Source organism: Collinsella aerofaciens (assembly GCF_039752775.1).
In the GTDB taxonomy this organism is placed as follows: domain Bacteria; phylum Actinomycetota; class Coriobacteriia; order Coriobacteriales; family Coriobacteriaceae; genus Collinsella; species Collinsella aerofaciens_R.
In genome coordinates this window covers 1-14,017 of sequence record NZ_JBDMGT010000004.1, presented here as the reverse complement: position 1 = coordinate 14,017, position 14,017 = coordinate 1, and the positions used below count along the sequence as shown (strand labels likewise).

At 60.6% G+C, this 14,017-nt stretch carries 13 protein-coding genes and 1 pseudogene; 11 read left to right on the top strand and 3 right to left on the bottom strand.

The genetic code is table 11. The features are described 5' to 3' along the window. Nucleotide 1: 1 nt before the first annotated feature. A complete protein-coding gene (locus ABHR63_RS01940) occupies nucleotides 2–1,561 on the bottom strand; it encodes an Hsp70 family protein (protein WP_346965266.1) in 1,560 nt (519 codons plus the stop codon). A 147-nt stretch (nucleotides 1,562–1,708) separates the two neighbouring features. On the opposite strand from ABHR63_RS01940, the gene ABHR63_RS01935 reads away from it, so the two are divergent. From ABHR63_RS01935 to ABHR63_RS01885, 11 genes and pseudogenes are all read left to right on the top strand, one after another. Continuing rightward, nucleotides 1,709–2,050 carry a helix-turn-helix domain-containing protein gene (locus ABHR63_RS01935; protein WP_342996677.1) on the top strand — a complete coding sequence of 114 codons (342 nt, stop codon included), beginning with the start codon at nucleotides 1,709–1,711 and terminating at the stop codon, nucleotides 2,048–2,050. A gap of 138 nt (nucleotides 2,051–2,188) precedes the next feature. Beyond that, nucleotides 2,189–3,463 (top strand): ATP-binding protein, encoded by a 1,275-nt coding sequence (locus ABHR63_RS01930; protein WP_346965267.1) that lies wholly within the window; start codon nucleotides 2,189–2,191, stop codon nucleotides 3,461–3,463. Nucleotides 3,464–3,549: 86 nt separating this feature from the next. After that, complete coding sequence (locus ABHR63_RS01925) at nucleotides 3,550–3,798, top strand: hypothetical protein (protein ID WP_006235225.1); 249 nt, start codon at nucleotides 3,550–3,552, stop codon at nucleotides 3,796–3,798. Nucleotide 3,799: 1 nt separating this feature from the next. Then, entirely contained in the window at nucleotides 3,800–4,312 is a 513-nt protein-coding gene (nikR, locus tag ABHR63_RS01920) for a nickel-responsive transcriptional regulator NikR (RefSeq protein ID WP_118205863.1), read from the top strand. A gap of 117 nt (nucleotides 4,313–4,429) precedes the next feature. Beyond that, nucleotides 4,430–6,901 (top strand): carbamoyltransferase HypF, encoded by a 2,472-nt coding sequence (gene hypF, locus ABHR63_RS01915; protein WP_346965268.1) that lies wholly within the window; start codon nucleotides 4,430–4,432, stop codon nucleotides 6,899–6,901. Between the two features lie 131 nt (nucleotides 6,902–7,032). Beyond that, a complete protein-coding gene (locus ABHR63_RS01910) occupies nucleotides 7,033–7,293 on the top strand; it encodes a HypC/HybG/HupF family hydrogenase formation chaperone (protein WP_006235228.1) in 261 nt (86 codons plus the stop codon). Further along, nucleotides 7,293–8,405: a hydrogenase formation protein HypD gene (hypD, locus tag ABHR63_RS01905; protein ID WP_346965269.1), complete on the top strand. Its 1,113-nt coding sequence runs from the start codon at nucleotides 7,293–7,295 to the stop codon at nucleotides 8,403–8,405. The genes ABHR63_RS01910 and hypD overlap by 1 nt, the downstream gene beginning before the upstream one ends. An 84-nt stretch (nucleotides 8,406–8,489) precedes the next feature. Then, nucleotides 8,490–9,524, top strand: coding sequence for a hydrogenase expression/formation protein HypE (gene hypE / locus ABHR63_RS01900; RefSeq protein ID WP_346965270.1), 1,035 nt, complete (start codon nucleotides 8,490–8,492; stop codon nucleotides 9,522–9,524). Nucleotides 9,525–9,628: 104 nt separating this feature from the next. After that, nucleotides 9,629–10,297: an HAD family hydrolase gene (locus tag ABHR63_RS01895; RefSeq protein ID WP_346965271.1), complete on the top strand. Its 669-nt coding sequence runs from the start codon at nucleotides 9,629–9,631 to the stop codon at nucleotides 10,295–10,297. A gap of 222 nt (nucleotides 10,298–10,519) precedes the next feature. Continuing rightward, nucleotides 10,520–11,197 (top strand): annotated as a pseudogene (locus ABHR63_RS01890) (IS110 family transposase); the annotation flags it as partial. 100 nt (nucleotides 11,198–11,297) lie between these two features. Next, entirely contained in the window at nucleotides 11,298–11,960 is a 663-nt protein-coding gene (locus ABHR63_RS01885) for a transposase (RefSeq protein WP_346965272.1), read from the top strand. A 229-nt stretch (nucleotides 11,961–12,189) separates the two neighbouring features. Here ABHR63_RS01885 and ABHR63_RS01880 read toward each other — a convergent pair whose 3' ends face one another. Both ABHR63_RS01880 and ABHR63_RS01875 read right to left on the bottom strand, forming a co-directional pair. Further along, nucleotides 12,190–12,747, bottom strand: coding sequence for a hypothetical protein (locus ABHR63_RS01880; RefSeq protein WP_035136614.1), 558 nt, complete (start codon nucleotides 12,745–12,747; stop codon nucleotides 12,190–12,192). A 236-nt stretch (nucleotides 12,748–12,983) separates the two neighbouring features. Continuing rightward, nucleotides 12,984–13,520, bottom strand: coding sequence for a PTS sugar transporter subunit IIA (locus tag ABHR63_RS01875; RefSeq protein ID WP_035136613.1), 537 nt, complete (start codon nucleotides 13,518–13,520; stop codon nucleotides 12,984–12,986). Nucleotides 13,521–14,017 lie beyond the last annotated feature (497 nt).

Here is a 14,017-nt window from a genome sequence, read left to right as displayed (position 1 = left end):
CCTATCCAATTTCGATGTTCTTCATCTTGTTAACGGCAGTATCGAGCTCCCGTTCATCCATATTCGCCACACGGTCGATTTCGAACTCGCCATACAGCTGGCCGCTCCCCCCGGCATATAGACGGATATGCACGGTTTGTTCTCTGTCGTATTCGTAAACCACGCGGACGGGAGATCCCTTGGGCAACCCGGGCGGAAGCGGTATTTCCTTTGAACCGATAATGACCACATAGTTCAAGTCTGGGTCATCGCCTTGTGTCACCTGGACATCGACGTACGACTGGTTCTCACTCACCGTTGCTGCGTCCTGTGAATAACTCCCCGGCACCGGTGAATTCCTCGGAATCACGACATTGTTGTAGTCTTTGCCGTCTTTCCCGAGCATCACAACCCCTAAAGGTTGCGAGGTAACATCGGCAATGACTACGCTCGGAGCCGTAAAGAGGGGCATATCCGGCAAACCATTTTCTGCCGACCCTGCCACGTCAATGCTCGATTCCATTTCTATTGCGGCCTGAACGGCAGCCCCCATGGCGACAGCCTCATCGGGATTTACCCCAAGCTCGGGTTTCATCCCCGAAATGTCTTCGATTAACTTGTGCACCATTGGCATACGCGTTGAGCCACCAACAAGGACCACATGATCGATCTGACCCCATGAATAACCGGTGTCCTCGAGCACGTCCTCGACCAGCTCCTGCGTTCGATTCAGGAGCGACCTACTCGCCCGCTCGAAATCTTCGCGAGAAATAGCCACACGATAAGGCTTTCCGTTCTTCGAAATATGGAGGTTTGCCTTTGGCACGTTCGAAAGAGTGCGCTTAACCATTTCGCATTTCTCTCGAAGCTCGGCACTTATCAGATAATCATCGAGAACATTACCGGCACCCTGTTTCGAGAGTTCTTCTGCCACAAACGACATTAGAGCGTTATCGAAATCGAATCCTCCCAGGTTTCTATCGCCATCGGTTCCGATAACCGTAAAGCAACCGTCCTCTATCTTAAGAAGCGTCACGTCGAACGTTCCGCCGCCCAGATCATAGACAAGCGTGACGCCGTTCTTCTCGGTATCGAGACCAAAGGAAAGGGCTGCGGCCGTCGGTTCATTCAACACGCGAAGCACTTTGGTGCCCGCAATTACACCTGCCTGCTTTGTCGCAGTTCTTCTTGCATCATCAAAATATGCGGGAACCGTAATCACGGCTCCGCATACTTCTTCTCCAAGTGCCTGCTCGGCATCTTGCAATAATTTTTTGATAATAAGGGAGGAAACCTCTTCTGCAGAGTAGGAAACGCCCGAGTCGGAGTCGAATCTCCAATCCGGATTTCCCATCTGCCGTTTAACGAACTGGACAACATTATCGGGATCACTTGCCGCCGAATGCTTGGCCATCGTTCCAACAAGCGGCTCGTCTTTTCCGTCAAATGATTGGAATAAAACAACCGAAGGTGTAGTCGGTTCTCCGTCCGCATTCTTCAGTATTTCGGGAAGTCCATCGTCTCCCAACACAGCGACGGCCGAATAGGTCGTCCCAAGATCGATTCCAACAACTCTCCCCATAGCCACCATTCCTCGATGTCTATTTTTATTGGTTTTGAGTTTATTCAAATTAGACTTTATGTCAATTATTGCACCTAGGGACAATCCAGTTAGACATTTGACCGGCACCGAAATGCAAAGTTGCTCTTGATATCAGACGGGAGCGACATGGATGTGACCAATAAACATACCGCACTCGCCAGAATCCGCAAAAAGTCAGGGCTTACTCAGCTTCAAATTGCGGACAGTCTTGGCGTTAGCAAGGCGACATATAGTGCATGGGAAACAGGTCGGGCAAAACTAGGAGAGGACCGCATTGTTGCATTGTGCGATCTCTTTGGATGCACGCCCAACGATATCCTTGGCTATACCAAAGATCCAGACGGAAGCCCTGCGTTTTTTACTGCTCAGGAAGACGAATATCTATCGCTCTTCAAAGCCCTGCCGCCAAACATCAAGGCCGACATTCTTGACATCATGCGTTATACGACAAAGGCCTGGAGACTCTAGGGCTTCTCTTTTGGCATCATGAATGTTTACTAGATATAATGTCCAACTTGCACAATTTAAATCGTCCAACTTGCACAATTTAAATCGTCCAACTTGCACAAATCAACGATATAATACCCTGCTAGCAAGGAGGGTGACATGAATTCGATTGAACACGGTTATTTACCACGAGTCGCAGACAAAGTGCTCGCCAGAAAACTAAAATCTTCCGGGGCTGTCCAAATCAAAGGGCCAAAATGGTGCGGCAAGACCGCAACGGCTGAACAGGCAGCCGCAAGCAGCATCTACATGCAAGACCCCGATAACGGTCCGAGCTACATCCAGCTTGCCGATTCGAAGCCCTCTCTCCTGCTCAAAGGAGATGAGCCACGCCTCATCGATGAATGGCAAATGGCCCCACAGCTTTGGGACGCCGTAAGGTTCGCGATCGACCGCGGCAAAGGACGAGGCAGGTTTATCCTCACCGGCTCCGCAACGCCTCGGGCAAGCGAAATGCCGGCACACTCAGGAGTCGGCCGCATAGCACGTATAAACATGCGCCCGATGTCACTTTTTGAATCACGCGAGTCAACAGGATCAGTTTCGCTGGCAAGCCTGTTTGATGGAAACACCGATGTTGCCGATATGGTCGACTTCGATATCGAACGTATCGTCTACTCACTTTGCCGAGGAGGTTGGCCTGAAGCGGTTATCGAGCCAAACCATGGGATTGCGCTATCCATGGCCCCTGATTACATCTCGGAACTGCTTGATTCCGATATCGACGAGATTGATGGACTGCGGAGAAATAAGACTTGGATGGCCCAGATTATTCGAAGCTACGCTCGCAATATCTCAACAGAGGCATCGCTCGCCACAATCGCCGCCGACATGCAAGGAGAACCTCCCTCAAGAAATACCGTTTCTGAATATGTCGACGCCTTGACCCGCTCCTGCGTTTTCGAAGATCTCGAGGCATGGGCCCCGCGGCTCCGCTCAAAAACCGCCGTACGGACAAGTCCGACGCGCCATTTCTGCGATCCATCGCTTGCGGTCGCAGCCCTGGGGGCAACGCCTCAAAAACTCCTGGAAGATTTTGAAACATTTGGGCTTCTGTTTGAATCGATGTGCATCCGTGACCTGCGCACCTATATGGATCTACTTGGCGGCAAGGTTTACCACTATCGGGACAAGACCGACCTTGAAGCCGATGCCGTACTCGTGCTAGATGACGGCAGGTACGCTCTGGTTGAGGTCAAGCTTGGTTCAAAGCCTATAGACACCGCTGCCGCCAATCTCAAGAAACTCGCATCTAAAATCGATGCGACCCACCAAGGCGAAGCGTCCTTCTTGCTCGTTCTCACTGGAACCGCGACTGCCTACCGACGGGAAGACGGTGTCGTAGTCGCGCCACTTGCTTCACTGGCACCGTAGGACAGCTGGCATACGGCGGCGGGCGCGAGAGCCCTCCGTAGTAAAATCTGAACCACTGAACTGCCCCATACAAAAGGAGATTTTCCATGCATGATGTTGGAATGAACATGAGCCAGCTTGCCATGAGCGTCAAGCAGGTCGACGACACCATCGAGCTCGCTCACGAATGGAGCCATCAGTTGCTGCATGCGACCGAGAATTTTGACATGGAGCGCATCGGCGCCAAGCTCGAGGCCGCCATGGCCGCGCTGCACGAGGCCCACGACGCACTCGAGGGCTACGAAGAGGCCATCGAGGCCGACCACAACTCTGTCGGCTCCGTGAAGCTGGTGTAAAGTGGCCGAACACGAGCACGGCTGCGGGTACGAGCACGAGCATCCGCACGGGGCGGACGGTGACGCAGGCTGCCACTGTAGTGGCTCCGGCTCCGAGCTGGTTCGCTTTTCGGTTACCGCACCGGACGACCTGCTGCGCCGTTTTGACGAACAGATCGCGCGCCGCGGCGACGTGGCCAACCGCTCCGAGGCCGTGCGCGACCTGATTCGCGCCTCGATTGCCAAGGAGCAGATGCGCACGCCCGATGAGCATGTTATCGGGTCGCTCACCATGATCTACGACCACCATACCGGCGACCTGACGCGCCGTCTGGACGAAGTGCAGCACGACTACACCGACGAGATCGTATCGACCATGCACGTGCATCTGGATCACCACAACTGCTTGGAGATCCTGGCGCTCAAGGGTCGCGGCGAGCGTGTCTACGAACTAGCTGACCGCCTGCTGGGCCTGCGCGGCGTTAAGCACGGCGAGCTCACGTGCGCCGCCACCAAGCAGAGCCTGGGGCTGTAGCTGGATTTCCCGCAGCGCACCTGCCAAAAAGGGACAGGTTTATTTTGGCAGGTTTAGAAGTTTTACCTACCAAAATAAACCTGTCCCTTTTTGGTCGGTTTTGATGAGGGGTGTCGCATGCGGCATGTGCATATTCATGTGACGGGCATTGTGCAGGGCGTTGGCATGCGACCGTTTGTGTATCGCGAGGCCATAGCGCATGGCATTTGCGGATGGGTGCTCAACGCGGGCGACGGCGTGCATATCGAGGCGCACGCTTGTGCCGAGGCGGTTGACGGATTTGTCGCTGCACTTTCTGAGCATGTGCCCGCGGCGGCTCGCGTAGAGCATGTCGAGGTTGTGGACTTGGCAGCCAACGGTTGGGATGCCGCCAATGAACAGGGTTTTCGCATCGTAGCCTCGCAGGACCAGACCGCGCACACGACGCTCGTCTCGCCCGATATCGCCACCTGCGACGATTGCCTGTGCGAGTTGTTCGATCCCGCCGACCGACGCTACCACTACCCCTTTATCAACTGCACCAACTGCGGGCCGCGCTTTACCATCATCCGATCGCTGCCTTATGACCGAGCGGCTACCTCGATGGACCGTTTCCCCATGTGCCCCGCCTGCGCCGCAGAGTATGCCGATCCACTCGACCGTCGCTTTCACGCACAGCCCGATGCCTGCTTTGATTGCGGACCGCATATTACGTGGCGCGAGGCTGTGAACGGCGATGCGTGCGGGAATTCGTCCGCGACACCGGCCGTCGGCACCACATGCGAGGCCAGCGACGCTATCATCGAGCGCTGTGTTGAGCTGCTGGCCAGCGGTGGCATCGTCGCCATCAAGGGCCTGGGCGGATTCCATCTAGCCTGTGACGCTGCCAACGAGCAGGCGGTGGCCGAGTTGCGCCGTCGCAAGCGTCGCAGCAATAAGCCGCTTGCCGTCATGGTGCGCAGTCTTGCCGATGCCGGGCGCCTGTGCCATATCGACGACGCTGAGCGCGAGCTTCTCGCCGGCAGTATCCGCCCCATTGTGCTGCTGCGCCAGCGCACTGCTGGCGAGGGCAACGGCGGTTCCCCCGACATCCTCGCCCTCGCGCCATCTGTCGCGCACGACTTGCCCGAGCTCGGCGTCATGCTCCCCTATACGCCGCTTCAACATCTGTTGCTTGCCGCGGCAGAAGCCTGCGGTATGCACGCGCTCGTCATGACCAGCGGTAACCTGAGCGAAGAGCCCATCGAGACCGATGACGATCTTGCCTGGGAACACCTCGTTGCCGCCGGCATCGCCGACGCGTTGCTCGGTAACGACCGCGCGATCCTCTCGCGCTACGACGACTCTGTAGTGCGCGTGGTCGACGGCGCCGTTATGCCCGTGCGCCGCGCTCGCGGATATGCACCCCAGCCGCTGCCGTTGCCGGCGCTCGACGGCGCTCCGTCCTGCGTGCTCGCCTGCGGGCCACAACAAAAGGCCACGATTGCGCTCACGCGCGAAGGGACGAACGGCGAGGCAACCTGTTTTGTGTCGCAGCATATCGGCGATGTTGAAAACGGCGGGACCTTCGATGCCTGGAACGCCGCGCGCACGCGCTTGGAAGATCTCTTTGACTTGGCGCCCGCCGCCTTGGCCTGCGATTTACACCCCAGCTATCTATCGGGCCAGTGGGCGCGCGAGCAGGCGCGAAAATGCAATCTGCCGCTCGTCGAGGTGCAGCACCATCATGCGCATATCGCGAGCGTAATGGCCGAGGCCATCGCCGCGGGCCAGCTTACAACCGACGCGCGCGTCCTTGGCATCGCCTTTGACGGCACCGGCGCCGGCACCGATGGGACCATTTGGGGCGGCGAGTTTCTTGTCACCGGCCTTGGCGGCTTTGAGCGCGCCGCGCATTTGCGCACCTGGGCGCTCCCCGGCGGGGCGGCCTCCGTGCGCGACGCCCGCCGCAACGCCTTTGCCCTGCTCAGTGAGCTCGGTCTGCTCGAGCACCCAGGTACCGCTCGGCTTTTGGACAGCCTCGACGAGCAAACGCGCAGCGTGACAGCCACCATGATCGAGCACGGCATCAACAGCCCGCGTACCAGCAGCATGGGGCGTCTCTTTGATGCCGCGGCAACGATTCTGGGCATCTGCGACAAGGCAACCTACGAGGGCGAACCCGCCATAGAACTCGAAGCCGCCGCCTGGCGCGCGCTCGACAACGAAATCGCCCGTTTTCCCGACGACAACGCCGGTTATTTCGCATCTGGCCCATCGTGGCTGGACGGCCCCTATGTTCTGGACCAGAAAGCACTCTTTGAGGCACTTTTGGGAGGAATTGAAGCCGGAGCGTCCGCCGACAGGCTCGCACTCGACTTCCATGTCGCCGTCGCGCGCTCCTCGGCGCGCATCGCCAGCGAAATCTGCGTGCACGAGGGCATCGATACCGTCGCGCTCTCGGGTGGCGTGTTCATGAACCGACTTTTGCTCCAGCTCCTCACCCGCGAGCTCAAAAGCATGGGTCTCACTGTCTTGGTTCCTCACTCCGTACCCGTCAACGACGGCTGCATCGCCTACGGTCAGGCGGCAGTCGCACGCACCCGCCTCGCACAGGTCGCACCGCAATAGGCTGTTCGGCCAGCCCACAAGCCACCGTCTCACAGGTGTAGCGCGTTTGCCCGCAGCGCCCGCGAGCGCTACCATCAACTGATGGATTATTGAGCGCCCGTCCAGCGCAAAGCGTATAAAAGGGGAACAATATGTGCCTTGCCGTTCCCGGTAAAGTAGTCAAACGCGACGACGACCTCAAGGCCACCGTCGACATGATGGGCATCGAGCGCCCCGTGTCGCTGCGACTCGTGCCGACGGCGCAGGTTGGCGACTATATTCTCGTACACGCCGGCTTTGGCATCCAGATTGTCGACGAGCAGGAAGCACAGGAAACGCTCGAGCTTGTTAATGCCATGTCCGAGCTGGTCGAAGAAGACCAGCTGGCCACCAACCCGGCGGAGGCTTACTAGTGGCGCCCGAGCAGCCGGCGCGCTCCGGTATCGATTTCTCGGCATTCCGCGATCCCAAGCTGGCTCGCGAGCTCATCGAGCGCATTCATGAGCTTGTCGGCGACCGCACCATCAACCTTATGGAAGTCTGCGGCACGCATACCGTGAGCATCGGGCGCTATGGCTTTCGCTCCATTATGCCGGCCGGGCTCAAGCTGCTGAGCGGCCCGGGCTGCCCCGTCTGCGTCACCGCCAACCGCGACATCGACCACGCAATCGCGCTCGCCAACATAGACGGCGCCATCATCACCACCTTTGGCGACATGATGCGCGTGCCCGGATCATCCACCTCGCTCGCTGCGCAAAAGGCGGCGGGGCGCGATATCCGCATCGTCTATTCCCCGCTCGACGCGCTCGACATTGCCGAGCAAAACCCTGATCGCCCGGTCATTTTTATGGGCGTGGGCTTTGAGACTACGACGCCCACCATCGCCGCCGCCATCTTGGAGGCCGAGGCGCGCGGGCTTTTGAACTTCTCGGTCTATTGCGCCCACAAGACCACGCCGCCGGCGTTGCGCGCCATCGCCAACGACCCCGAGACCACCATCGACGGCTTTATCCTGCCGGGCCACGTCGCCACCATCACGGGCTTGGCGCCCTTTAGCTTTTTGGTCGACGAATTTAATACCCCGGGCGTGGTCACGGGATTTGAACCGGTCGATATCCTGCAGGGCATCTGCATGCTGGTCCAGATAGTTGTCGAGGACAGGCCGGCGATTGACAACGCCTACCGCCGTGGCGTCAACGCAGACGGCAATCCCGTGGCGCGCCAGCTGGTCGAGCAGGTGTTTGAACCATGCGACACCACGTGGCGCGGGCTGGGGCCGATTGCGGCTTCGGGACTCGCCATTCGTCCCGAATTCTCGCGCTTTGATGCCCGTACCCGCTTTGATGTGCCCGTTGAGGCGACAGTCGAGCCGCGCGGGTGCCGCTGCGGCGACGTGCTGCGCGGGGCCATTACGCCGAGCGACTGCCCGCTCTTTGGCCGCACCTGCACGCCCGAGCACCCCGTCGGCCCGTGCATGGTGAGCTCCGAGGGCAGCTGCGCGGCATATTTCCGCTACCGAGGCTAATAGGTTCCGCCGTTCTAACGAACGGCGGACCAGTCGACGCTGCGCCTCACCCATATAATTCCACCCACGATTGGAGTTTTCGATATGTCCCATAGCGTTACCGATAGCACCGTCCTGTTGGGCCACGGCTCTGGCGGTCAGATGATGAAACGCATCATCGATGAGGTCTTTTTGGATGCCTTTGGGTCGCCCGAGTTGCTCGAGGGCAACGATGCCGGCGTCGCCGCGCTGCCCACGAGCGGGCGCATTGCCATGTCGACCGACAGCTTTGTAGTCTCGCCGCAGTTCTTCCCCGGTGGCAACATCGGCCGCCTAGCCGTGTGCGGAACCGTTAACGATGTCGCGACCTCGGGCGCCAACGTGCGCTACCTATCGTGCGGCTTTATCCTCGAAGAGGGCTATCCCATGGACAAGCTCCGCCAGATTGTGCAGACGATGGCCGAAACGGCGCATGAGGCGGGCGTGTCCATAATCACGGGCGACACCAAGGTGGTCGAGCGCGGCGGGGCCGACGGCGTCTACATCAATACCGCCGGCGTGGGCGAGGTTCCCACGGGCGTGGCGCTCAGCGGCGCCAACTGCCGCCCCGGCGATGTCATCCTGGTCTCGGGTACGCTGGGCGACCACGGCATCGCCATCATGAGCCAACGCGAGGGCTTGGCGTTTTCGAGCACGATCGAAAGCGATGCCGCACCGCTCAACCACCTGATTGCCGACGTTCTGGCCGCAGCACCCGACACACGCTGCTTCCGCGACCCCACGCGCGGTGGCCTGGCCTCGACGCTCAACGAGTTTGCGCAGGCCAGCGGCGTTGCCATGGAGATCGACGAGGACGATGTGCCCGTGCGCCCCGACGTGCAGGCAGCCTGCGAGATGCTCGGCTACGATGTGCTGCAGGTGGCAAACGAGGGCAAGATGGTTGCCGTCGTGCCGGCCGAGCAAGCCGATGCCGCGCTGAGCGCCATGCGCGCCGCCCGCTACGGCGAGAATGCCGCCGTCATCGGTCGCGTGTTGCCGCTTGCCGAGGGCGCCCGTCCCGCCGTGCGCGTGCGCACCGGCTGGGGTTCGACCCGCATCCTCGACATGCTCGTAGGAGAGCAGCTGCCGAGAATTTGCTAACGACAAAGGCTCAGGGCTATTAAAGATATTCAGATTCCAAACATGCCCGGCACGCATGCCCAGTATCATGGGGTGCGTTTTGAAACCCAATGACGGGAGCTTTCATGGCAGCAGCTTTTTCCCATGTGATCTTTGACCTGGACGGTACCATCCTCAACACACTCGAGGACCTGGCGGCCGCCGGCAACCATACCTGCGAGATGCACGGCTGGCCCACGTTTGCCGTAGACGAGTACCGCTACAAGGTAGGAAACGGCATGCTCAAGCTGGTTGAGCGCTTTATGCCCGCCGAGTATGCGGGCGACGGCCGCATGTTTGAGCAGACGCTTGCCGAGTTTAGGGCTTACTACGGCGAGCACAAGGAGGACCACACCGTCCCCTATGCCGGCACGATCGAGATGCTCGACCGCCTACGCGCCGCGGGCGTTCAGCTTGCCGTGCTCACCAACAAGGACCACATCTCGGCGGCTCCGCTTATCGAGAAGTATTTTGGTTCCGAGCGCTTTGCGCTGGTACAGGGCCGCGTCGATGCGTTTCCCCCCAAGCCCGAGGCGCCTGTTACGCTGCATGTGATGGAAGAGCTGGGCGCCGATCCGTCGACCACGCTCTATGTGGGCGATTCCAATGTCGATATCCTGACCGGCCACAACGCCGGCCTTAAGAGCGCGGGCGTCAGCTGGGGCTTCCGCGGCCGCGCAGAGCTGGAAGCCGCCGGCGCCGACTACGTGGTGGACACCCAGGCAGAGCTCACGGCGCTGATTCTGGGCGAGTAACGAGCGACACTGCTTAACGCAGCTGCGACAATTCTTCCGCGCGGAAAGCGCATCCCGTTTTGGAGCTCCGGAATGGGATACGCTTTCCGTTTGAGGCGCATCAGGGAAACCGCATCCCGTTTCAGAGCAATATTCCGGGTCGCACTTTCCGCAACCCACCCCATCCGGAAACCGCGACCCGGAATTTGACCAAAAACCGGGTCGCATCTTCCCAAGCACTCGATGCAACGCTGCCACAAGGAGTGTCCCCAACTGCCGCCTGGTCATTTAAGAACGTCCATTACAGTCGAAATTGTCAGCCCGGGCCCGTCTCGGGCTACGATTGAGGCGCGCCCAGAACGGGCCGCCGACCGGGCGCCCGCGCACGGCCGAATGTCCCTGCCCCCGAGAGGGCCTGTTGGGTGCTGCCGGCGCGGGACGCGCCGCCCCCGACGGCTGATAGGAAAGTGCCGGGCAGGCGCCGCGGCTGGTAATGTGAGTGCCGAGGGGGAGGCCATCCGGTCGAACGACTACCGGAAGGATACCACCGTGAAAGCGCCATCGACCAGGCCCGCGGCCGTGCTCGGCCTAGACGTCGGCAAGTCCTCCCACTGGGCCTGCCTGATCGACCGCGACGGGGAGGTGCTGTCCAGCGCCCCCGTCCGCAACAGGGAGGCCGAGCTCGACGCGCTGTTCGCCTCCGTGCCCGCCGGCACGCTCGTCGTGGTCGACCAGTTCCGCAACATAGGGTCCCTCGCCGTGAGGCGCGCCCGCGCCGCGGGTCTGGGGGTCGCCCACCTGCCCGGCCTCGCCGCCAGCCGCGCCGCCGGGCTGTTCGCCGGCGAGGCCAAGACCGACGAGCGCGACGCCGCGGTGATCGCGCGGACCGCCCTGGGTGTGCCGGACTCCCTGTCGGGGGTCCCGGGCCGCGGCGAGGCCCTCGAGGCCGCGCGCGCCCTCTCGTCGCAGCGCGACCAACGTCGTCGCCTGCGCGACCAGGGACAAGAACCGCCTGCGCGCCGTGCTGCTCGAGTCCTGCCCGGCCCTCGAGGCCGCCGTCGACCTGTCGGACCGCCGGTGGCTGGAGCTGCTCGCCGGGTTCGGCGGGGCGTGGGGGATCGCCCGCTCGGGGGCCGAGGGGCCGCAGGCCGAGGCCGCCGGGGAGGCCGCGGCCGCCTCGACTGCGCCCCCGCCGGCGCTCATCGAGGCCGAGAACAGGCAGGTCAGGTTCCTGGCCGCCCGGATATCGGAGGCCCTCGACGAGGCCGGGGCCCTCGAGGCCGAGACGGCGGCGCTGCTCGAGGGCGACGAGACCTACGCGTGCCTGCTCACCGTGCCCGGCATCGGCCCGAGGACCGCGGCGCAGCTCGCGGTGTCGGTCGACATCGGGAGGTTCCCGGACCACGACCACCTGGCCTCGTACTGCGGCATAGCCCCGAGGGTGAGGAGCTCCGGAACGTCGGTGAGGTCGGTCAGGGCGTCCAGGCGCGGCGACGCGAGGCTCAAGTCCCTGCTGATCTTCTCGTGCAACAGCCTGGTGAGGTCCTCGGGGCGCTACGGCGGGTACTACCGGGCCTGCAGGGCGCGGGGCATGGGGCATGGGCGGGCGCTCAAGGCCGTCGCGAGGAAGCGGCTCAGGGCGATATACGCCGTGATGCGCGACCGGGTGCCCTACCGGGAGTAGCCCCGACGGTTGACAAAACTATAGGAACACCCAATGACTACAAGTGCCGCACCATGGGGACGACGCAGGTAGAGGATGGACAGCGAGCGACGTCCAGGACGAACAAGTTGGCATGAAAAAGGCGAGGCATAGACCTTCTGGTCATGCCTCGCCTTTTGAATGACAAATTGTCGTCCTGGGCGGCGCGCAGCGTCAACTGGTTACGCGGTTCGTAGAACCGCGTAACCCCCTAGCTCAGCATTGCATCCATCATCTCGGAGTTGACGGAGTCGTCGGCAGACCACTCGCCATCGTCGTTGCAGGTGTACTTGAAGATAACCGTGGTCTTCCTGGGCTCGGTGGCCTTGGTCACATCGACCATAACCTGACCGGCCATCTTGTACAGCTCGTCATCGGAAGGAACCGTGTCAAGCGCAGCGACCTTCTCCTGATACTGGGTGGAGAAGTCCTCGACGATCTTGTTCATAGACTTGCAGGTGATGGAGACCTCGGCGGTCGCGACACCCTTGTCTTCGTCGACCGTCACGTCGCCGATCTTGTAGTCAAAGCCCTCGAGATAGGTCTTGGCATACTCCTTGGGATCGATACCCAGCTGCTCGAACTCGTCGCCCGAAGCCTCCTCCAGACCAGAGAGGAAGTCGTCGCCACCGTTCTTGACCTCGTCAAACTGAGTCGTAAGATCCTCGGTGATGAGCTCCTCAACCGAAGGACCTCCACAGCCGGAAAGCACGACCACACATGCAACCAAGACGGCCATGAGGGGTGCAAGCAGCAGCTTCTTTTTCATGTTGTTCCTCCCAATGAGCGGCACTGCGCTTCCCAGACGCGGCGCACGTTGTAATAAGTAAGCCCATACTATCCGCTTATGAACACCCTCGGCAACGCGAAGGCACGGTCGGTTCGTTTTAGCGTCCGAACGGTTTGCAAGCCCGCCCAACGTGCAATAAAACGCTTTCCCGCGGTGCAATAAAAAAGGTGGCCGGAAAACCCGACCACCCTTGCACATCCTTTGGACGCCGCAGTTTACTTGCGGACGACCTTGACGATGGCGTCACCGGCGGCGACGGCGGACTCTGCCTCAACGGTGAGCTCGACATCGGCAAACTCGGCGGTGTTGGACACGGCCACGACGACGCAGTCCTTGTAACCGGCAGCGGCGATCTTGGCGCGGTCGATCTTGAGTATGGGCTGGCCAGCCTTCACAACGTCGTCGGCCTTGACGAAGCCCTCGAAGCCATCGCCGTTCATGTTGACGGTATCGACGCCAACGTGCACCAGAACCTCGATGCCGCTATCGGACTGCAAGCCCACGGCGTGACCCATGGTGACGGTCACCTTACCGTCGCAGGGAGCGTAGACCAGATCGTCCTCGGGCCACACGGCACAGCCCTTGCCCAGAACCTCGCCACCAAAGACGGGATCGGGCACGTCAGCCATCTTGATGACCTTGCCCTTGACGGGCGAGCACAGCACGTCGGCGCCAGCAGAAGCAGAGATAGAGGCCGGAGCAGCGGCAGCCGCGGGCTCAGCCTTCTTCTTGAACATGTCAAACAGACCCATACGTTTTCTCCTCTTGATTAAGCGCAACGTTGTGCGCATGCCTACGGTAATTATAGTGCCAAATGGTTCAAATGCTAAGGTGGGGACTCGAATCGCGAGCCCTTCCCGGTAGTGCTCGTGGGACGAGCATCTCCTTTGCATCGCAGGTCGATAAGCCGAGTATCGCCTGCGCACGGGACGGGCAGAAGCGGGCACGCCAAACCCGATACTTCTTTTCGCAGCGGCACCCCGCCGCCACCCCGCTCCTGGCACCTCCTGATACCTACCGAAACGTGCCAAAATAAACCCGTCCCTTTTTGGTAGGTTTGGCGAGTGTGGATTTTCGGACGCTTAACTAACGAGCGTGGATAATCTCCCACTTTGACTTTGAGGCCGTCACCGAGCCAAAAACGGGAGATTATCCACGTTCATTTTGGATGACCCATTACAGTCTGAAGTGGGCCACCGATAAATTTCGATGGCGAGCATTCGGCGCATTGCCTACGATACGGGCAAGC

Coding starts and splice junctions, on each gene's coding strand:
- ABHR63_RS01935 (WP_342996677.1), top strand. CDS start 1,709: ATGGATGTGACCAATAAACATACCGCACTCGCCAGAATCCGCAAAAAG.
- ABHR63_RS01880 (WP_035136614.1), bottom strand. CDS start 12,747: ATGAAAAAGAAGCTGCTGCTTGCACCCCTCATGGCCGTCTTGGTTGCA.
- ABHR63_RS01910 (WP_006235228.1), top strand. CDS start 7,033: ATGTGCCTTGCCGTTCCCGGTAAAGTAGTCAAACGCGACGACGACCTC.
- ABHR63_RS01940 (WP_346965266.1), bottom strand. CDS start 1,561: ATGGGGAGAGTTGTTGGAATCGATCTTGGGACGACCTATTCGGCCGTC.
- hypF (WP_346965268.1), top strand. CDS start 4,430: ATGCGGCATGTGCATATTCATGTGACGGGCATTGTGCAGGGCGTTGGC.
- ABHR63_RS01875 (WP_035136613.1), bottom strand. CDS start 13,520: ATGGGTCTGTTTGACATGTTCAAGAAGAAGGCTGAGCCCGCGGCTGCC.
- hypE (WP_346965270.1), top strand. CDS start 8,490: ATGTCCCATAGCGTTACCGATAGCACCGTCCTGTTGGGCCACGGCTCT.
- ABHR63_RS01895 (WP_346965271.1), top strand. CDS start 9,629: ATGGCAGCAGCTTTTTCCCATGTGATCTTTGACCTGGACGGTACCATC.
- ABHR63_RS01925 (WP_006235225.1), top strand. CDS start 3,550: ATGCATGATGTTGGAATGAACATGAGCCAGCTTGCCATGAGCGTCAAG.
- ABHR63_RS01930 (WP_346965267.1), top strand. CDS start 2,189: ATGAATTCGATTGAACACGGTTATTTACCACGAGTCGCAGACAAAGTG.